General features: G+C 36.7%; 19 protein-coding genes and 1 tRNA gene. 7 read left to right on the top strand and 13 right to left on the bottom strand.

Features of this window, described 5'->3' with window-relative positions; all coding sequences use genetic code 11:
* Nucleotide 1: 1 nt before the first annotated feature.
* Nucleotides 2–3,469, bottom strand: coding sequence for a hypothetical protein (locus tag V9G42_03430; protein MEI2758470.1), 3,468 nt, complete (start codon nt 3,467–3,469; stop codon nt 2–4).
* A 141-nt stretch (nt 3,470–3,610) separates the two neighbouring features.
* The gene (locus tag V9G42_03425) at nt 3,611–4,324 is read right to left on the bottom strand and encodes a hypothetical protein (protein ID MEI2758469.1); all 714 of its coding nucleotides are present in this window, start codon (nt 4,322–4,324) and stop codon (nt 3,611–3,613) included.
* A gap of 163 nt (nt 4,325–4,487) precedes the next feature.
* Here V9G42_03425 and V9G42_03420 point away from each other — a divergent pair, with 163 nt between their 5' ends.
* Nucleotides 4,488–5,474, top strand: coding sequence for an OmpA family protein (locus V9G42_03420; protein ID MEI2758468.1), 987 nt, complete (start codon nt 4,488–4,490; stop codon nt 5,472–5,474).
* Between the two features lie 11 nt (nt 5,475–5,485).
* Here the strand turns inward: V9G42_03420 and V9G42_03415 are convergent, their stop codons facing one another.
* The 9 genes from V9G42_03415 to V9G42_03375 form a co-directional block, all read right to left on the bottom strand.
* Nucleotides 5,486–5,893, bottom strand: a complete 408-nt coding sequence (locus V9G42_03415; GenBank protein MEI2758467.1) for a hypothetical protein — start codon at nt 5,891–5,893, stop codon at nt 5,486–5,488.
* Between the two features lie 106 nt (nt 5,894–5,999).
* On the bottom strand, nt 6,000–6,227 hold the full coding sequence (locus V9G42_03410) for a zf-TFIIB domain-containing protein (protein MEI2758466.1): 228 nt from the start codon (nt 6,225–6,227) through the stop codon (nt 6,000–6,002).
* A 58-nt stretch (nt 6,228–6,285) separates the two neighbouring features.
* The gene (locus V9G42_03405; protein MEI2758465.1) at nt 6,286–7,086 is read right to left on the bottom strand and encodes a T9SS type A sorting domain-containing protein; all 801 of its coding nucleotides are present in this window, start codon (nt 7,084–7,086) and stop codon (nt 6,286–6,288) included.
* Nucleotides 7,087–7,253: 167 nt separating this feature from the next.
* Nucleotides 7,254–9,368 (bottom strand): DUF2207 domain-containing protein, encoded by a 2,115-nt coding sequence (locus tag V9G42_03400; GenBank protein ID MEI2758464.1) that lies wholly within the window; start codon nt 9,366–9,368, stop codon nt 7,254–7,256.
* 11 nt (nt 9,369–9,379) lie between these two features.
* On the bottom strand, nt 9,380–9,931 hold the full coding sequence (locus V9G42_03395; protein ID MEI2758463.1) for a LemA family protein: 552 nt from the start codon (nt 9,929–9,931) through the stop codon (nt 9,380–9,382).
* Nucleotides 9,932–10,139: 208 nt separating this feature from the next.
* Entirely contained in the window at nt 10,140–11,693 is a 1,554-nt protein-coding gene (locus tag V9G42_03390; GenBank protein ID MEI2758462.1) for a Fic family protein, read from the bottom strand.
* A gap of 428 nt (nt 11,694–12,121) precedes the next feature.
* Nucleotides 12,122–12,195, bottom strand: a tRNA-Asn gene (locus V9G42_03385).
* Between the two features lie 163 nt (nt 12,196–12,358).
* Nucleotides 12,359–13,897, bottom strand: coding sequence for a YifB family Mg chelatase-like AAA ATPase (locus V9G42_03380; GenBank protein ID MEI2758461.1), 1,539 nt, complete (start codon nt 13,895–13,897; stop codon nt 12,359–12,361).
* A 111-nt stretch (nt 13,898–14,008) separates the two neighbouring features.
* A complete protein-coding gene (locus tag V9G42_03375; protein ID MEI2758460.1) occupies nt 14,009–14,425 on the bottom strand; it encodes a BrxA/BrxB family bacilliredoxin in 417 nt (138 codons plus the stop codon).
* Nucleotides 14,426–14,702: 277 nt separating this feature from the next.
* On the opposite strand from V9G42_03375, the gene V9G42_03370 reads away from it, so the two are divergent.
* From V9G42_03370 to V9G42_03360, 3 genes are read left to right on the top strand one after another with little or no spacing between them, the layout of a single operon-like run.
* A complete protein-coding gene (locus V9G42_03370) occupies nt 14,703–15,056 on the top strand; it encodes a hypothetical protein (GenBank protein ID MEI2758459.1) in 354 nt (117 codons plus the stop codon).
* Entirely contained in the window at nt 15,053–15,574 is a 522-nt protein-coding gene (locus tag V9G42_03365; GenBank protein MEI2758458.1) for a HAMP domain-containing sensor histidine kinase, read from the top strand. Before V9G42_03370 ends, V9G42_03365 begins: the two co-directional genes overlap by 4 nt.
* A 4-nt stretch (nt 15,575–15,578) precedes the next feature.
* The gene (locus tag V9G42_03360) at nt 15,579–15,968 is read left to right on the top strand and encodes a response regulator (GenBank protein ID MEI2758457.1); all 390 of its coding nucleotides are present in this window, start codon (nt 15,579–15,581) and stop codon (nt 15,966–15,968) included.
* Here V9G42_03360 and V9G42_03355 read toward each other — a convergent pair.
* Complete coding sequence (locus tag V9G42_03355) at nt 15,965–16,414, bottom strand: nucleoside deaminase (protein MEI2758456.1); 450 nt, start codon at nt 16,412–16,414, stop codon at nt 15,965–15,967. The two genes, V9G42_03360 and V9G42_03355, sit on opposite strands and share 4 nt — an antisense overlap.
* A 61-nt stretch (nt 16,415–16,475) precedes the next feature.
* On the opposite strand from V9G42_03355, the gene V9G42_03350 reads away from it, so the two are divergent.
* The 3 genes from V9G42_03350 to V9G42_03340 are packed head-to-tail and all read left to right on the top strand — an operon-like array spanning nt 16,476 to nt 18,786.
* Nucleotides 16,476–16,901, top strand: coding sequence for an IPExxxVDY family protein (locus tag V9G42_03350; protein ID MEI2758455.1), 426 nt, complete (start codon nt 16,476–16,478; stop codon nt 16,899–16,901).
* Between the two features lie 2 nt (nt 16,902–16,903).
* A complete protein-coding gene (gene pyk / locus V9G42_03345) occupies nt 16,904–18,331 on the top strand; it encodes a pyruvate kinase (GenBank protein MEI2758454.1) in 1,428 nt (475 codons plus the stop codon).
* A gap of 2 nt (nt 18,332–18,333) precedes the next feature.
* Nucleotides 18,334–18,786: a regulatory protein RecX gene (locus V9G42_03340; GenBank protein MEI2758453.1), complete on the top strand. Its 453-nt coding sequence runs from the start codon at nt 18,334–18,336 to the stop codon at nt 18,784–18,786.
* Nucleotides 18,787–18,796: 10 nt separating this feature from the next.
* Here V9G42_03340 and V9G42_03335 read toward each other — a convergent pair whose 3' ends face one another.
* Nucleotides 18,797–18,937 (bottom strand): hypothetical protein, encoded by a 141-nt coding sequence (locus V9G42_03335; protein MEI2758452.1) that lies wholly within the window; start codon nt 18,935–18,937, stop codon nt 18,797–18,799.
* Between the last annotated feature and the right edge of the window lie 224 nt (nt 18,938–19,161).

Genomic DNA, 19,161 nt, shown 5'->3' with positions numbered 1-19,161 from the left:
TTTAAAAAATTGCTCTTGCCTGTACATTGGCAGTGTGAATAATTTTATCACCCTGTGGCTTGCGTCCGTTATAGCCTATATTTATTTGAAGGTTGCCTGTAAGATTTTTCTGAAGACTTATGTCCCATGTATAGTTTCTTCCTTTCTTAAGCCCTTCAAGCATTTCAAAAGCTAATGGCGAATTGACATCGGCATTATATCCTATATTGACTATATTGACTCCTAAAGATGCTACCCCATTTTTAAAACTGCTGTATTTACACTCTGCACCAATGGTAGTAATTGTTGCATGTTCATTTGCCAATTCAATTACATTTTGTTTGTCCTGATATTTATAGATAAGCGTAGTTCTGAAAACTGTTCCAGGTTGAACGCTAAAGCGTGGTTCAATGGAATATCCTGCAATTTCATAGTTCCTGTTTGTAAAAACCGAACTGTTTTGCTTTGTTTCATACTTTAAAGCTGTTGTGAGACCATACACCCTCTTAAAGTATGTTCGTGTGTTCAATAACCATGAAGTCAGATTTCTACCTTCAGTGCCATTGGCAAGCAGACTTTTATTACTGATATTATCATAGTTAAAATCGGCAGCAAATACCGATGAACTTCGATTAAAAAACAATGTGTTTCGCAAAGTAGAGTTGGTGATGAGTAATGAAGTGTCGTTAATGTTATAGCCAAAAGGATTTAGCCCTTCTGCCCACTTTCCGGAAAGCAGCTTGTTATCAAATCGAATTGCCGACTGCATTGCAAACCTGTTTATCAGTCTGATTTTACCTTGTTTATTTTTTATAAATACCGAAGGATTGATATTAATAACTTCACTTAGCTGATTGGTCTGAATTCTGACATAGTCGTTTGTTGGCGTAAATATTTTTATATACTCTGCTCTATCCTGAAATGCAGCTACTTCAAACTCATTCAGTTCTGCAATTCCGTTACCGTTATAGTCGTTCCATTCAAACACACCAGCACCGGCTGCAACTTTAATAAAGGAGTAGGCTTGTCTTTGTTCCTGACCGGCACCTGCCTCATAATAAGTATTGCTTGTGATTCCTCCTCTTAAAAACTGCAATGCTATGCCTAACTTACCCAGAAAGCTTTCATCTTTTTTTTGAGATGTTATTTCTTTTCTGTTTACCTGAATGGTTCTGTACGTACTCCCTAAAGTAATTCTCATTTCTCTGCCTGCCAGAAATGCAACATCGGCATCGGCCTGATCGGCAGTAGTTGAAAGTTTAAGTTCATTAACACTTGGCAGGTAGTCCCATCTGCGTGATATTTCGGTTTTGTAAGTCCACTTTCCTGTATCTGCTGATGCTAAATAAACACCTGCCTTGTCATGTCCAAAACTGTTTTGCATCAGACTATCGCCAATGGAGGCACTTTTTCTGTTACGTTCATTCTCCTGTCTGTATCCTACTTTAAGTTTATTAAAGTTTTTTCCGGCATCCGTATAGCTTCTTAAAAAAACAGTATTTGACTGTGCACCTGTCGTATTCAGCAAGCTGCCTTTATACTGTATAAAATATTTTTTCCAACTGTAATTGGTGCTTACAATATTCATTAAACCTTTGTACTGATTTCCTTTTGCAAAATATTTCAGTTGATAAAAAACATTCTGTGCAACGTTCTTTTCCAATCCTGTTTTAATTGACAGAAATGTTTCATTCAATGTATCAAAAGAAGAAGTCAAATTCCAGTCACGAACAAACTCAACATCTCTGTAATTTTCCAGTGGTCTGAATCTTCTATCCGTTAATTCAGCAGAAACTACAGAGACCCATTTCCATGAACTATCTTGTTTAGAAACAGGCATTGAATGATTTACAGCGGCATGTAATGCATATCCCACATCGTTAGATTTATCTTTTCGGGAAAACAGATTAACATCATTTTTACTGAAGGCGCCTTCAACAGAAACGTTCGTGTTTTTACTGAGAGCAACGTCTCCTCCTGCTGTCAATAATTGTTGTCGTCTTGGTGCTATCAACAATCTCACCGGTTCGTAGTCGCCCTGTGGCTGACCATTTACCGGAGCAATCCATTCATATACTTTTCCATTTACATTGCTATTTAGCAAACGGTAATTACCTCTGCCTTGCCCTACATTGCTGAATCCTAACCGATAGAACGCCCCTGTTGAATCTATGGAATAGGTAAAATAAATGTATTGAATACTATCAATTGTTACAGAATCTTTTTGATATAAAACTTCATTGCGGTTAAACCCAACGCTGTCGGCATTTAGGAAGTAAGCATTCTGCAAATTGTCACCGGCATTGGCTAACACTTGTCTTTTATCCTCATTCAAATCCTGAAATAATGGTTGGTTTTTATTATCCTGCTCCGTAAAATAGTTGACATGAAACTTTGCCCACTTTGACTCAAAAGTGTTGGAAGAATAAAGCAGTGTACGCACATAATTTTTATCTGAGTATTGAAACTCTGCCACTATTCTTGAATCTTTAGTGATTAACCGCCTTGCAGAAAATGTTATTTGTGCCGTATTGTAGTCAATCACATAATCGTTTTCTTTACCTCTTGTCAGCAAAACACCGTTTAGATAAATTTTTTCTGTACCACTCAAAACAATAATGTAGGTTTCATTCTCTGCCCCTGTAAGTCTATAAGGGCCTTGATTGGCTTCCATACCATTAAATACATTGCGTGCAAACTTTCCTTTTGAAATGGCTGCGGCATCGGTAGTTTTCATAACCCACTTACTTTTTTCATCAATAAAAAATGACGAAGAGACCATTGCACCCTGTGCTTTTTTATACATATTCATAAAATACCCATACGGCCTGGAAATTTCAAAATCTCCGGCAATCAATCGTGTACTATCGCGCGACAGCTGAACAAAAACTTTATCGAATTCCTGCAATTGTTGTGTGTTCCCCTCAGGTTGAATGGGAATATTGTTGTCGGTAATTGCAGCAAGGATTTCTACCCTGTCGCTTAATGTTCCAGACAATTGAAGATTTAGCCCGGAGTTGACAATAACATCCTGATTGTTGCCAAAGCTGATACCTCTTGAAATACTTCCGCCTTTGTTTAACCCATCAAAATTGAAAATACTTTGTGAGTTGTTTTCAGCGTTGTCATAAGCAAAGGGATTGTACTGTCCTGAATATTTTTGTTTAATAATACTCAAACTCCTGTTGCTATGAGCCTGACTGAAATTGACCGGAAAAACACGATAGGATATTTTTAAAGAATCTGAAATCTTCGGGTTGCATTCTTTACTAATAATCAAAATCCCTTTTTCATAAAGGACTTTCATACACGATTTGTCCCATACAACAGAATCAACTATATGAAAAGAACCGGGCACTACTGAAAGCGAATCAAGATGTATTGTATCTGTGTTAACAGCAATAGTTTTGGTTCGTAAATTACTCAGCGACTGTCCATAGCAGAATGTAACACTCAGAAAAAGAAAAAAAACAAGCGGCAGTCGAATCATACTTTTGAAGTGCTAAAAATAGCAAATGCAACTGCTTGTTAACGACAAGTTGTGTCACTATATTGAACAAATAGCCTTAAATCTTTTCTTGTATCTGTAATAAGTACAATACTTTCTTTTATAGCCAACTATACGTTCAGATTAATGTCCGTTCACAAACTTCATCAGCGTTCGTTTTGCCAAAGGCAGAAAAGTTTCTTCCAAGGGCAACATTAACTCAGACTCTATACTATAAGTTGCCGGATTTGGAAATGCTTTGCGAATAGCCAATAAATCACTCTTGATATTTTCAAAATTCTGCGACAGATTTTTTTCGTACGAACAGATATACTGTGTGCAAAGCGCACGATACTTTTCATCCGGATTTTCGAAAATGGTTATCTGATATTCATACACTCTTGTTTCGCGGTTTTGCGTTGTTGAGAGAAAAAAATAACCTTCATTAATCTGCAGTGGAATAATACCCACCGGACTCACTTTAATTTTCGATTCAATAAAATCATAAATTTTTTTCCCTTCAGAAATATGCTTTTCAAACTGTGGAATACTGAACAAAATGATACTCTCTACTTCCTGCATCAGACTGTCATCTTCAACAATTTTTTCGTACATAAGTTTAAAGTTGTTGAAATCGGCAGAAGAAAGCCGCTCGGGGAAACTGTCGTAAAATTGCTTTTTATTATCGCGCAATGCTGTTACATTACGATAGTGTTTCATCAGTTCACTTAATGGCGGATAGAGTTTGTTTTCTGTAAAGCTCTCTGAAACGTGTTGTAAATACGCAAGCAACATATACTTTTTGTACTCAAAGTCTATATGTTCTTCTGTAATCCAATTGTCATTTAGTGTTGCCATAATGATTAAACTTTTTTTGCCTATTTTAATTGTTCAAAAATTATACCCAATGTACTTATTCTTTCTAAATACCTAAAGCGCCAAACGCTTAATTTTGGGCACTATATTATAATTTTACTTAATATTCAGAAACAAAGTTTCAATAAATTTAAACACAACGAAAATGAACAAGAAATTTTTAAATCTAATAGGTGTGATTACAGTCATTACTGCATTGGCTTCATGTGTTCCGGCAAGACAATATGATGAGATGAAAATGAGAAAAGCTACCTGCGATGAGGAGAACAGCAAGCTACGTAGTGAAAACACCAATTATTCTACCCAAAATAAGGAGCTAACATCATCTGTTGCAGATTTAAGACGCGAAAAAGAAAAATTAGAAACAGACACCACTACCTTGGGTACTGCACAACGCAGACTCACATCACTTTACAATGAGTTGAACGACTCGTATGAAAAGCTGCTACGCAACAACGACAGGATGATGAAAGATAAGAATGATGAGACAAAAAAGGTAATTGGTCAGTTGCAAATGACACAGGATGAGCTGATAAAAAAACAGGATGAGCTGACTACAAAAGAGAAGAAGCTGAATGAATTGACCGAAGAACTTAAAAAACGCGAATCGAAAGTTAATGAACTTGAAGCTGTATTGAATAAGAAAGACGAAGATGTGAATGCATTGCGAAAAGCGGTGAGCGATGCCCTTGTTGGCTTTGAAAACAATGGACTTACCATCACTAAAAAGAATGGGAAAGTATATGTCAGCATGGAAGAGAAATTGTTGTTTGCTTCCGGAAGTACTGTGGTTGACAAAAAAGGTGAGGAAGCATTGAAGGAATTGGGCAAAGTGCTTGAAAAAAATAAAGACATCAACGTGTTGATTGAAGGTCATACTGACAATGTACCCATTTCCGGTGGAACTATGAAAGACAATTGGGATTTGAGTGTGTTGCGGGCGACAAGTGTGGTTCGTATTCTAACCAAAAATTCAAATATTGATCCGACACGATTAACCCCTGCCGGCAGAGGGCCTTATTTGCCTGTTGATACGGGAAACACTGCTGAAGCACGTAGAAAAAACAGACGCATAGAGATTATTTTAACTCCCAAATTAGACGAGCTATTTAAAGTCATTGGCGAAAACTAAGTTTCCTTTTTTCAGAGATTCTCAATATTCTGAAAAATAATTTTAGGCTGCCCTTCATCATTTACCAAAATGAATGATTGAAGTGCAGTCACTTTTGTACAAACAACTTTGTATTTAATGAATAACTGATTGACATTACTAACAGGGTCTTTCTTTACTTCAGCCAATAACATTTCGAAAGAAACTATTGGACCCATTACATCACTAAGTCTTTTAAACTTTTCAATTTTAGTTTCTGTTGGCTCGCTGGCATTAAACGAATCCATATAATATTTATCAATATCAGTATAGTTTTCGTTTTTTAAATCGTTCAGCAGTTGTGTTGTAAGGTCAACACCTTTTTGCTGATCAATCTTTCCTAACGTACAACTCTGTGTAATTACCAATATTAACAGCAGAAAAAATGGCTTAAAATTCATTGTGTATTATTTTTATGTAGTGTCAATATCTGAAACTCCAGTTGTGATTTTTTTGAAATCTAAACTAACAATTATTTGAAAAAATTGTACTTTTCTGATTAACTTATTAATCAAACAAATCGTGTAGCCAATGTTTCTTTCTGTATTTAGAATCGAAGTGTTTAGGCTTGTCATAAGTGGTGCTGCCGGCATCATTAGCAGAAGCCTTATCAATAATTTTATCCAACTCTCCTCTGTCGAGCCAAACACCTCTGCATGAAGGGCAGTAATCAATTTCTACTCCCTGGCGTTCTGACATGATTAAGTCTGTTGTTGTACAATTAGGACATTTCATATTTTTCTATTATTATCAGCAAAGCTAATGTATTACAACAACAAAAACATTCAAATGTTTATTGTCTTAAAAATTTTCCATATTTGAATGTTTCCTTATTACCTCTCAACTCATAAAAATATATACCATGTGTGAATGTACTAACATTAATCAATGCTTTTTTGGTAAAAGTTTTTTCTAAACAAATATTACCTAAAACATCGTAAATTAATAACGTATTAATATTATTATTCTCCGCTTCAATCATTAATAAATCAGAAGCAGGATTCGGATAAACACTGACTTTTGAATCCTCTTCTTCTGAAACACCTGAAACGTAAGGACAATAAACTGCTGAACCGGCAAAGCCCCATCCTGCACCGCTTATTCCTGTTACTACTATGGTATTCACATTAGTGGTGTTTAGCTGCACGTCCGAATAGGAATAATTTCCTACCTGATTATTATTTGCACCTACAACTTTTCCATTAGCAAAAATAATTCCGTCAGGACCCGGAGAAATGCCACACACTACTTTTGCACTGTATGATGCAGTTGCTGCATTTAACGGATAGTAGCTTCCGTTAACGGCCACCATTGCAGAGTCATCATTATTCATACCCCATACTCTGAATTTAGGAAAATTCTGCGGGTTCACATAATTGATAGTTACTGTAATTCCATTGCCCGACAACCAATAGGTAGGGTCAATAGGTGCACAACCATAACTTTGAAATGAGCCACCAGAAAACATATAAGAAATGGTGTCGGTTGCCGATGTTGTTGCAGGAATATAGCTACATTGGGCATTAAGTTTTAAGATGCCTATTACCGATAATAAAACTACTAATGCTGATTTAATTTGTAATCTGTTTTTCATAATCTGTTTTTGAATTAATTATTAACTCTTAAAAAGTTTAATCTGTAAAATGAATACTAATGAGGTTTTAACTGCTTTTAATAAATGCAAGTTAAACAGAACAATCCTTTTTCAAAAGAAAATACTTTAAACTTTTCAACTATATTAGGTTGAATAATAACATGAGGTTACCAACCTCCGCCACCACCTCCACCTCCGCCACCACCGGAAGAACCCCCGCCTCCGCTACCACCACCACTGCTGCTTGGTGGTGTTGATGCAGAAGCAATAGTGTTGCTGATACCGCTTGAAAGACCCGAAGTAAAAGTGCGCATATTTAAATTGCTGCCATGCATATTGAAATATGCCGGTTGGTAGCCTCCTTCAACGGTATTGTTTATTATGGTTTCAAACTTTTCTGACCATTGGTTTTCACATTCCAAAGCAATGGCATAAGGCAAATACTTTTCAAAAAGTTGAATTGTTAAATCAGGTGGATTCATTGTATCAAACTTTTTCTGCTCCGTAGTTTCCAAATACATTCTAAAACCAAGAACATGATCTAATATTTTTCGACCTTCAATAGAATATGCCTGTAACCACCGGGCAAACAAAATTTGAATAACAATACCTGCAAGTATTAAACCAATAGATGATAAAACCAAAAGAGGTGTTCCATTAAAAAGTATAAAATAAACTATCGTTCCGACAACACATAAAACTAAAAAAAGTATTCCCCAGCCAACATAGCTAAAATTTAAAGTGAACAGGTTTTTAAAACTGCCCGACTTACCTTTGGTAAACTCCATTCTATCTTTTAAATGTTTCTCTAACCCATTATAAACCGCTGCAATGGTTGAGTTGTAAGTTCCTTTTTCTGCCTTTTGTCCATATAGACTTTGTATATCATAACCATACCATTGCTTTCTTAAATTCAGAATATCACTTTCTGTTGCTACAGAAACAGGTTTATTGAAATAGTAAACCGGAGATTTAAAAATCATACCTTCCTCTTTGACTTCAATATCAACCAACCTATTCACGGCACAATCAACTAATGATGCGGCAAAGTGATGCGACTTGTAACTCTTTGTTGTTAAGAAACCACAATCTGCAGGAGAAAAATTTTGTGGTGGCTCAAACTGTGGAAAAACAGATCCTGCCTTAGGGTCTCGACCTACTTTGAGCCATGCTCGGTAATTCATGCCTATTAAAAAAAGCAAGGCAGCTATTATTGCAGGAAGTATAAAGTTGTCTTTAATTGCTTCAAACACTTTTTCTGTTGTGTCAGGGGCAATTAATACACCTTTTGCAATAGTTGTTGAAACGGTCAAACCTTCATTGCTGTTTAGCAATTGTTGTGTACTGAATTCAACAACACTAGGCGCAGTTATTTTAAAATTACATGATTTTTCCACAGAGCCTTGTACACCGGTGTAACAATTGTTTTCAAGAATTTTTGCTTGCTCCGGAAAAACAATTCTACAACTTACTTTGCCTGATTCAAAACTCCATCCTGTACCGTTAACATTCCAGTACAACTCATCATTTTCTTTATGAAAAATTATCTGCTTGGCAGTTTCATAAGTCAAAACATAGGTATAGTAACCTCTTTCAAGAAACTCATCGGCTTTTCCAAAGTAGATGCGTACACCATTTTCTGCTTTTTCTTTTTTATAGTTTTCGGGGCTACCATCACGTGTAGCTTCAATAAAATCAAATGGCACAGTAGATACAAATCCCATTGCTGTTGTATAGCGTGTTGGGAAACTACGCACTATGCCACGCTTTATTTCATCGTTGCTGCCACCTTGTCCATTGTAAATTTTTATTGTCTCAACAACTGTTAGTTTACCATTTTTTGAAACTTTAATGTCTGAATGAAAAGAAATGATTCTGTCACTTTCATTGATGGTAAAAATCTTGTTTAGAAAAACTTGATCTGCATATAATGCATCACGTACCCCTCTTTGTATTTCTCTGCTGTATGTTTCTTTTCTTCTTTTACCGGCAACTGATTCTGCTACAGGCCAGGTGCTATAACCCTTTTCAAGCCACAAAAATTTTTTAAGAATAACAGGAGTTGAACGTTCTATTATTTCCTGTTGATGATTTACATAAACTTCTTTGAAGTTTCGTTCAGGAAAAAGCATCTCTTTAGCTACATCTAAAGCTGCCTTCTCAATGAGTGTGTTATATTCCTCCTGTGTAAAGAGTTTATTGGAATATTTAGTAAAGCTTATTGCATGAACTGATGATACTGCAAGAAGCAAAAGTGCTAATGTCAGTTTAGTAACTTTCACATCAACAATTTTTAAAATGAAATTTTAGGAGCCTTGGCTGCTTCTGTATCTTCTGTAAAAAATAATGAGGATTTAAAACCAAACATTCCGGCAACAATATTTTTAGGAAACACTGCAATACTCTGGTTATATTCCCGTACAGTACCATTATAATACCTGCGGTTTTGATTAATTTTCTCTTCTAAATCTGCAAGCTGTTCCTGTAACCTTATAAAATTCTGATTGGCTTTCAGATCGGGGTAGTTCTCAGCAAGAGCTTTAAAGTTGAGCATGGCAGCGCTCAGATTTTTTGCTGCTTCAACCTGCGCTTCCGGTGTTAATGCCGAGATGGATTCATTACGTGCACGAATTACATCAGTAAGTGTTTTATTCTCATGTCCGGCATATCCTTTTACTATTTCTACAAGATTTGGAATAGCATCTAGCCGTTGTTGCAGAAATGCACCTATGCCACTCCATGCTTCCTGCACAAGTACGCGCTCTTTGGTGAGTTCATTAAAAACAGAAATAAAGAAAACTATAAGCAGTAACAGGATGCCACCAACTATGCCAATTATCATCATATAAGTAGTTTTTGTAAAAGTAGAAAAAATATTCAGATACTAATGTGGTGACAGAAATGCTAAAAAGACTAAATATGTTGGAATTTCTGACAAACAGTATTAATCAATTAAACTGTAAACTTTTTCAGGACGATACACAATTCACAAGCCGTGCTTGTGGGCTGATTGGTGGGACTAAATAGAATCGTGAGGAACGAACACCGCTTCTTTATCGAGTGATGATTTTGAGTTTGGCTTCTGTGTGTTCTAAGAATGCATTTGTCTGAATTAAATATTCCTGCATTTCATTCATATCATCACCAAAAATATTTTCACTGAACTCATGTGCTCTCTGAAGCATCCTAATGTATGGGTCGGGGTCTCCTTGTCTTGTCAATCTTCTTAATGCTCCCATGTAATCTTCCCTGTAAATTGTTGGGATGATAATTTTTGATTGACCTGCTTTTACCAATTCTGCATTCATCATTACCCGTGCAATTCTTCCATTACCATCTAAAAACGGATGCACTTCACTCATCACAAACATCATGTAAGCAGCTTTAGAAAATGGATGTGATAATCCTTTGTAGAAATCAAAACTCTGCATGAGTGTGCCTTTTACCAAATTAAAATCTACGAATGCAATATTGCCAGCAAAGTTGTTTTTGTCTTTGAACTGACCGGGATTTTTATTCTCTCTTGCACTCAGTAAAATTTTATGCCGATACAAAACCATTGTCAGAAAATCATCTGATGTATTGGGAGTAGTGGACATTTCCTTTCTGTTGGAAACTATATGGTAGGTTCCTAAAATATCATGGCTGTCCTCATTTCTTGCTGCAAGTGGTTTGTTTGTTTCAATAATTTGTTTCGCTTCATCAACTTCAAAAACAGTTCCCTCGATGTAGTTAGAAAAGTAACTTTCAAAAAATGCAAAGTTCCGAAAGGACTTTGCTGTTGTATTTCTGTCTGGTCGGTTTTTAAATTCCCGCTTTTGCAGTTCACGAAAAAGTTCTTCAAACAATTTCATCCTGCCAGGATCATAAGGAGCACCGAAAGCTCTTGCGATAGCAAGAGGTGAGGAAAGTATTTTTGAAGTATGAGTAGAGAGCAATGCACTTATCATTTTGTTTAACCGTTTAAACTCTTTTTCCATTTTGAGTTTTGATGCAATTGCTTTTGCACTGTCTCTTACTTTATTGATTTCTTCTTCACCATTCACCCTGATAATTTGTTCCAACTTTTCTTCAATCTCAGGCAAGGTCAAACACTTTGAAATAGGTCCTGTTTTCTTTGACTGTTGCAAGTTTTCCAAAAATGCTCTTGGCTTTTGTGATGCATATAATTCACCTGAGATGGGATTGTCACCCTCAATTGGTTTGTGACCTTCCAAGAATCGAAGTGTGATGCCTGCAAGGGTTACCTTCTTGGTGTAGGTATAAGTCAAAAAGATATGACCTGCTTTTGTCGGTTTAAATTCAAATGCCGAGCGGTGGCTCAGGATTGCACCGGGATAAAGTTTACCGAGTATCTGAAACAGATTTCTGCTTACTATTTCATCAACTGGTTCTGTGAAGTTTGATGAATAGATACGAGGGGCAATCTTCCTGATTTTGCCCTCTTTCAGCAATTTAGAAATCTGTTTGGAAACCTTTGATTCTGATGAACCAAAAATTATCTCTTGAAGGTGTATTGGTAAAATATTTTCCATTAAAAAGGCATTATGGTGTAAAGTTAGAAAATATTTTCCACTATAGGCTTGTTTTTGGATATTTTTTTCCATAGATATGCGCAAAAGAGAAAAAATATTCCAAAATGAAATGAGTGGCAAAGCAGAATATTTTAAAAATTCAGTAGAGCAATATCGAATTGGTAGTCATTAAAAACCTTCTGCCAAAACCCTTTTACATTATCAAAGAATTGAGTTCCTTCCTCTACTGCATAGTTTTCTGTTTCATTGCCACTACACAAAAAGGAAACATTATTGTTGCAGCAGTTTCTTTTCTGGGTAACCCGCACGATAGCAAAACGCTTCACAAAACGTTACAACTACATAAACGCATCACAGGCATCAATGCCCAATCAGCCAATGTGGACTCCAATCATCTCTTGTGCCTATATAATGCACGCCAAGTTTGGTAGAGTAAAGAATGTAAACTGAATATACCATAGCTATAAATAAAAAAGCCGAAGGTGTTACCTTCGGCTTTGCTCCCCCTCCTGGGCTCGAACCAGGGACCCCATGATTAACAGTCATGTGCTCTAACCAGCTGAGCTAAGGAGGAATCTACCTCTTAAGAATTTCTGCCCTAAGACAGAAAAATGTTTTTCTTAACTCAAACCATTCCGAAAACAATCGGAACTAAAGCACGTGTAATCACGAACACGTTTGTAAAGGGACGGCAAAAATAGCGTTTTTTGGTTAAAAAAAAATTTTAACCCGTTTTTTTATCCTGCCCAGCCTTCGCGGTCGAGGCTGCGAAAATGTATAGCCTCTGCCAGATGCTCGGTTTTTATATCAGAGCTATCAGCTAAATCAGCAATGGTGCGCGATACTTTTAAAATTCTGTCGTAGGCTCTGGCCGAAAGGCCTAATTTTTCCATAGCCGTTTTGAGCAATTGATTACCCTCGTCTGTAATACGGCAAATGTCATGCAGCATTTTACTGCTCATTTGTGCATTGCAATAGATACCCTCTTGACCATCATACCGCTCGGCTTGACGCTGCCGGGCTTCTACCACGCGTAGTCTGATAGATTCACTTTTTTCTGAAACACGCTGTTTAGACAACTCTGAAAATGAAACAGGGGTAACCTCTACGTGCAAATCTATTCTGTCGAGCAAAGGTCCTGAAATTTTATTTAAGTATCGTTGAACCACTCCCGGAGCGCAGACACATTCTTTTTCCGGATGATTAAAAAAACCACAAGGGCAGGGATTCATAGAAGCTACAAGCATAAAACTGGCAGGATATTCTACCGAAAATTTGGCTCTGGAAATGGTGACTCTCCGTTCTTCCAACGGCTGACGCATCACTTCCAGAACAGTGCGTTTAAATTCGGGTAACTCATCCAGGAATAAAACACCATTGTGCGCGAGCGAAATCTCTCCAGGCTGTGGAATGCCTCCTCCGCCTACAAGAGCTACATCGCTGATAGTATGGTGTGGCGAACGAAACGGGCGTATGGAAACCAACGATGCCTGCTTTCCCATTTTACCGGCAACAGAATGTATTTTAGTTGTCTCTAATGCTTCGTGCAGTGTCAGCGGTGGCAGTATGGTTGGCAAGCGCTTTGCCAGCATCGTTTTACCTGCACCTGGTGGTCCTATTAAAATCACATTGTGTCCGCCTGCTGCTGCAATTTCCAGAGAACGTTTAATATTTTCCTGACCCTTAACATCACTAAAATCAAACTCACTTTTTGTTTGTGCAGAATAAAACTCATCGCGTGTATTAATCACAACAGGCTGTAAAATAGCTTCACCTGTGAAAAAATCAATAACCTCTTTAATGTTACTCACCCCATAAACCTGCAGTGAGTCAACAATGGCAGCCTCTCTTGCATTTTGTTGTGGCAGAAAAAATCCTTTAAACCCATGTTTGCGTGCCTCAATGGCAATAGGCAATGCCCCTTTAATGGGTTGAAGACTACCATCTAATGACAACTCACCCATAATGATGTACTGCTCTATCTCTTCCGCTACTATCTGCTGACTGGCAGAGAGTATTCCCATGGCAATTGTTAAATCATAAGCCGAGCCTTCTTTACGGATATCGGCAGGAGCCATATTTACCACCACTTTTTTTCCCGGCATCTTATAGCCTGTATTTTTCAATGCCGCTTCAATACGCTGATGGCTTTCTTTTACAGCATTATCAGGCAATCCAACATGAAAAAATTTAGTTCCCTGATCAACATTTACTTCAACAGTGATAGGTGTTGCATTGATGCCATATACGGCACAACCATAGGTTTTAACAAGCATATTTAATATTAAAGGCTACTTCTGTTTTCTATTCGATAAACAAAAGTAGCCAATAATAACTATAATAAAATTAAACAGGTACGTTTATACTGATTTCTTTGAAGAAATCCATCAGCAAAATTCTTCGTAAGCTGCTTTCAGATTTTCTGCAATCATTTCAGCCGAACGACCTTCAATATGATGACGTTCCACAAAATGCATCAACTCTCCGTCTTTAAATAAAGCAATACAAGGCGAAGAAGGCGGATATGGCAAAGTGTATTTTCTGGCTTGTGCTGTTGCCTCAACATCTTGTCCGGCAAATACTGTAACCAATTTTCCCGGCTTTTTATCACCTTTTAATGAAAGTGTCACTCCCGGACGTGCTGTACCTGCAGCGCATCCGCATACTGAGTTTACCACTAACAACACTGTTCCTTTGCTGTTTGGTATTGTTGATTCAACATCTGACATGGTTTTTAATTCCTCAAAACCTACTTGGGTTAATTCCTGACGCATAGGTGCGCATAATTGTTCCGGATATGGCATTTTTAAATTATTTTTTGCAAAAGTATATAAATACTCTTACTTATTATTTGGTACTATTAACAGATTTTACAGCGCTTTGTTTAAGTTTCTTACAATATTTTTTACACCCTTTTTTTCTTTGAATTACTTCATTTTCGAGGTAGATTTAATTTTAAATGAATAAAAAGTCGAATAATCTGAGCAAATTCTTACATCTGTAAGCAGAATCATCCATAGCAGTGAAGCATTTCTGAAAAACTGTCGTTAAACTACTGTTTAATTTAAAGAAATCTCCACAATGGCAGAACACAAAACCTCTACTTCAAAGTACGAAAACAACATGTTTCCTGTAATAAAATTAGATTACAGCGGAAAAATTATTTATCACAATGTAGCAGCAATGCCTTTATTAAGTTATTGGCAATGCAAGTTAAATGCTCCTATAAACAATCAGGTAAAAGCTATTTATCCTGATATTTTTAATGTAAAAACACCTGTGCCACATGATGCTACAGTCAAATATCTTGAATACATCTTTCACTTCTCTGTAATTCCATATCCCGAAGCTGGTTATATTGGAATTTATGGCCACTGTATTGAAGAAGCATTAGTGGCTGCAACAAATTCAACAGAGCAACATCAATCAAGATGATCAGAACGGTTACTGCAATTCCGGAAGGCAATTTTCATTCTGTTGACTTTAACGAAGTTATTCGTCAGTCAATTGACAGATTGCGCTATACAGAAGGAATTGATAAAGTAAATTTCGACATTAAAGTAGATATGAAAGCTCCTTTTTCGGGCAATAACAAATTGCTTGAAGTTGTATTCAATAATTTAATTTCAAACGGAATAAAATATAGAAAAATTACAGGTGACCCCTCTTCAATGCGATTACATGTCTATTGTGATGAACAAAAAGCCATCATCAATATTCAGGATAACGGATTAGGCATTGCACCTGATGAAGTAGGGAAAATTTTCAATCTCTTTCAAAAAGAAAAGCAACCCGAACCCGGTAGAGGAATTGGCTTATATATGGCTAAAGAAATTATTGAAAAATTAGGTGGAAACATTGCTGTTGAATCTGTTTTAAATACCGGAACAGCTTTCACCATTGAGATACCCAATAAATTAAACACCAAACCATTAAATAACTATTTTGAATAAGCTTATGGCTAATAAATACCACTCTGTTTTAGTTGTAGATGATAGTGAATCCGAACAGGTAATGATAAAACAAATCATTACATCGGAGTCTTTTTGTGATCAGTTGAATGTTTATGCTGATGCCCGTAAAGCACTTGATTTTATCAAAGCAACACCAATAGATCAGTTGCCCGAAATTATTTTCTTAGATATTGTTATGCCTGAAATGGATGGTTTTCAGTTTCTGAATGAGTTCGAAAAACTTTCTGAATCGGTTCGTAAGAAATGCAAGATTGTTTTATTGTCGAGCTCCGATAGTTTTAAAGACCTGAATCGTGCCAACAAATGCCGTTATGTGAGAAGGTTTTTAAATAAACCATTAACCAACTCCATGTTGCAGGCAATTAATTTCTAGATTCTTTTTTTTTTGAAAAATTCTTTTAATAAGTTGCTGCAGGCATCTTCTAGTACCCCTCCTTTTATTTTTGTTGAAGGATGCAACAGATTAGGTTCACAACGCTGATAGCCGCGTTTAGAATCGGCAGCACCAAAAACTATCTGAGGTATCTGTGTCCAGAAGGATGCTCCTGCACACATCACACAAGGTTCAAGCGTTACATATAGTACACAGTCGGTCAGATATTTTGAGTTTAAAAAAGCTGCTGCAGAAGTAAAGCAAAGCATTTCTGAATGTGCTGTAACATCATTCAACTTTTCTGTCATATTATGTGCGCGGGCAATAATTCGTCCTGCATGAACAATTACCGCACCAACAGGAACTTCATCACTATCAAAAGCTTTTCTTGCTTCCTTTAATGCTTCCTGCATAAAATAATCATCACCTTGCTGAATTATGCTCATACTGCAAATTAAACTAATTTAGCAGCGAAAATATTCATTTTAATTACGCAATCTGTTTCTCTTGGCAAAGAAGATTATAAAGTTTGATAACTCTAGTGAGCTTGATTTTTTGCTTGCCGGAATTGTATGTCCGTATAAAGACTATCGTCTTTGCTTTGAAATTAACCGTGCCTTAAAACTTTCTTTTGCAAGAAAGGAAGACCACACCTTGTACCTTGGCAAGCCTGGTGCAGAAGCAGCCTTTTCTTTTTACAAAGCCATCAATCGTTTTGGCGAAGAGTTTTATGTACTCGGCAACAAAAGTATTCAGGCTACACTTATTCCTGAAAAGCCTGCTTTTGATTTTTTTATGATAGTAAAAAATTATGGAGCTTATTTTGACTTTAACGAAATTTGCAACAAAATAAAACAAATAGAAATGGTCTCTGCCGTTAGTCAACTTCGTGTTGAAGAACTTAAGTCGGCTGACAATTTTATCTTCGACTGATTATGCAACATTTTAATAAAACTAAAATTATTACCACCCTGGGTCCGGCCACCAATTCTAAAGACGCCATTTATAAACTTATTCAGGCAGGTGCCGATGTTATGCGCATCAATGCTTCGCATGGAGATCATACTTTTTTAAAAGCAATTGTAAATAATGTACGCGAAATCAATGAAGAAAAACGACTAAACATTGCACTTCTTCTCGATCTGCAAGGACCTAAATTGCGCATTGGTGATATTGAAGGCGGGCAGTGCGAGCTTGCCGATAAACAGCAATTTGTTCTCACAACTAAAGAGATTGAAGGCAATGCTACAAAAGCTACTATCCGTTATAAAGACTTTGCCAGTGATGTAAAGAAAGGCGATATCATTCTTATTGATGATGGAAAGCTCAAGTTAGAGGTAAAACAAGTCACCCCCGAACAGGATGTTGTTACTCAAGTGATAAATGGAGGTGTGCTGATGTCGAAAAAAGGTGTTAACCTACCGTTTACCAATATCAGCATTCCTTCAATAACTGAAAAAGACCGTGCTGATATAGACTTTGCCATTGAAAATAATATTGAATGGATTGGCTTATCATTTACCAGAACGGCTCAGGATATCCTTGACCTTAAAAAAATTATCAAGGACTGCGGCAATTCCATGAGGGTTATTGCAAAAATTGAAAAGCCCGAAGCCGTACGTAATATCAATGAGATTATCGAAGTTGCTGATGGTGTTATGGTAGCCCGAGGTGATTTGGGTGTAGAGATTGACCTGGCACAGGTACCTATCATTCAGAAAAAGATTGTAAAGAAATGTCGTGCTGCAGGCATTCCGGTAATCATTGCCACACAAATGATGGAGAGCATGATTACCAATTTCAGACCTACACGTGCCGAAGCCAACGATGTGGGCAATGCTGTTTACGATGGTGCCGATGCCTTGATGCTGAGCGCAGAAACCTCCGTTGGAAAATTTCCTGTTGAAACAGTAAATTCCATGAGAAAAATCATTCAGGCCATAGAACACGATCAGGAAATTTATTACCGCATGAATCAACCTGATAAAAATTCTAAAACATTTATTTCGGACACCTTGTGTTATCATGCCGCGGAATTAGCCAATCAATCTGGAGCCAAGGCAATTGCTGCCATGACACATTCTGGATATACCGCTTTCAGAATTTCAAGTCAGCGACCTAAGGCAGGACTTTTTATTTTTACCGACCATAAACCCATTCTCAATACATTGAATTTGGTTTGGGGTGTGAGGGGTATGTATTATAATAAATTTGAAAGTACTGACCAGACTATTGACGATATTAAAAACATTTTAAAAGAAGATGGCTATGTTGGTGCAGGAGATGTGGTGATACATGTTGCCAGCACACCACTAAAAAAGCGTTCACGGGTAAATACTTTAAAGATTAATGTTGTGGACTAAAAATGGTTAGCAGCGATGTGTTGAACAAAGCCCGCAGGTATTGTGTTTACCAAGAGCGAAGCCAGCAGGAATTACGCGAAAAACTTTATTCATTAGGATTATTTAAAAAAGATGTTGAAGAATCCATTGCAATGATGGTTACAGAAGGTTATCTTAACGAAGAGCGATTTGCCATTGCCTATGCCGGAGGAAAATTCAGAATAAAACACTGGGGAAAAAATAAAATCAAACAAGCATTGAAACTAAAAAAAGTGTCAGACTACTGTATCAGGCAGGCACTGAAATCCATTGCTGATGATGACTATTTGAAAGTTTTAAATGAGCAAATGGAAGTTTACAAGAGGAAAACAAAAGAAAACAACGCTATCAAAAAAAATTATAAGGTTGCACAACAACTCATCGCTCGCGGATTTGAAGCCGATGAAGTTTGGAAATGTATTTTAAAAGAAAAATAAGCCATGCAGTTTAGTTGTGCATGGCTATGTTTTTACGGTTAAGGACATCAAGTTCTTCAGCAAATAAATCGCGAAGAAATGCAACAATGGCTGCGGGTTTTGCAATTAATTTTTTTGCTTTTTTGGTCTTTTTAGCAATTGATTTTTTCATAATATGGAGTATTATATGTTATACTTACTATCCCTTATTTCAAATTTTATACCAAAAAATTTAAATAGACAAACCACTGTATATCAGCAGGTCGGTATTTTCCGGAATTTATTATTTCCTATTTGCCTTAAAGAAATAATATTACCTATGCACAAGGACTGTATTTCTGTTATTTTATAACATTATTACCTTTACAGCCTTAAATTTCTAGAAACCACCTGACG

This window comes from Bacteroidia bacterium, from assembly GCA_037045145.1.
In the GTDB taxonomy this organism is placed as follows: domain Bacteria; phylum Bacteroidota; class Bacteroidia; order AKYH767-A; family OLB10; genus OLB10.
Note: the sequence above shows the minus strand (reverse complement) of the source record. Positions and strands in the feature narration are given on the sequence as shown.

Coding starts and splice junctions, on each gene's coding strand:
- V9G42_03430 (MEI2758470.1), bottom strand. CDS start 3,469: ATGATTCGACTGCCGCTTGTTTTTTTTCTTTTTCTGAGTGTTACATTC.
- V9G42_03405 (MEI2758465.1), bottom strand. CDS start 7,086: ATGAAAAACAGATTACAAATTAAATCAGCATTAGTAGTTTTATTATCG.
- V9G42_03365 (MEI2758458.1), top strand. CDS start 15,053: ATGATCAGAACGGTTACTGCAATTCCGGAAGGCAATTTTCATTCTGTT.
- V9G42_03380 (MEI2758461.1), bottom strand. CDS start 13,897: ATGCTTGTTAAAACCTATGGTTGTGCCGTATATGGCATCAATGCAACA.
- V9G42_03370 (MEI2758459.1), top strand. CDS start 14,703: ATGGCAGAACACAAAACCTCTACTTCAAAGTACGAAAACAACATGTTT.
- V9G42_03415 (MEI2758467.1), bottom strand. CDS start 5,893: ATGAATTTTAAGCCATTTTTTCTGCTGTTAATATTGGTAATTACACAG.
- V9G42_03410 (MEI2758466.1), bottom strand. CDS start 6,227: ATGAAATGTCCTAATTGTACAACAACAGACTTAATCATGTCAGAACGC.
- V9G42_03340 (MEI2758453.1), top strand. CDS start 18,334: ATGGTTAGCAGCGATGTGTTGAACAAAGCCCGCAGGTATTGTGTTTAC.
- V9G42_03355 (MEI2758456.1), bottom strand. CDS start 16,414: ATGAGCATAATTCAGCAAGGTGATGATTATTTTATGCAGGAAGCATTA.
- V9G42_03395 (MEI2758463.1), bottom strand. CDS start 9,931: ATGATGATAATTGGCATAGTTGGTGGCATCCTGTTACTGCTTATAGTT.
- V9G42_03335 (MEI2758452.1), bottom strand. CDS start 18,937: ATGAAAAAATCAATTGCTAAAAAGACCAAAAAAGCAAAAAAATTAATT.
- V9G42_03390 (MEI2758462.1), bottom strand. CDS start 11,693: ATGGAAAAAAATATCCAAAAACAAGCCTATAGTGGAAAATATTTTCTA.
- pyk (MEI2758454.1), top strand. CDS start 16,904: ATGCAACATTTTAATAAAACTAAAATTATTACCACCCTGGGTCCGGCC.
- V9G42_03425 (MEI2758469.1), bottom strand. CDS start 4,324: ATGGCAACACTAAATGACAATTGGATTACAGAAGAACATATAGACTTT.
- V9G42_03360 (MEI2758457.1), top strand. CDS start 15,579: ATGGCTAATAAATACCACTCTGTTTTAGTTGTAGATGATAGTGAATCC.
- V9G42_03420 (MEI2758468.1), top strand. CDS start 4,488: ATGAACAAGAAATTTTTAAATCTAATAGGTGTGATTACAGTCATTACT.
- V9G42_03375 (MEI2758460.1), bottom strand. CDS start 14,425: ATGCCATATCCGGAACAATTATGCGCACCTATGCGTCAGGAATTAACC.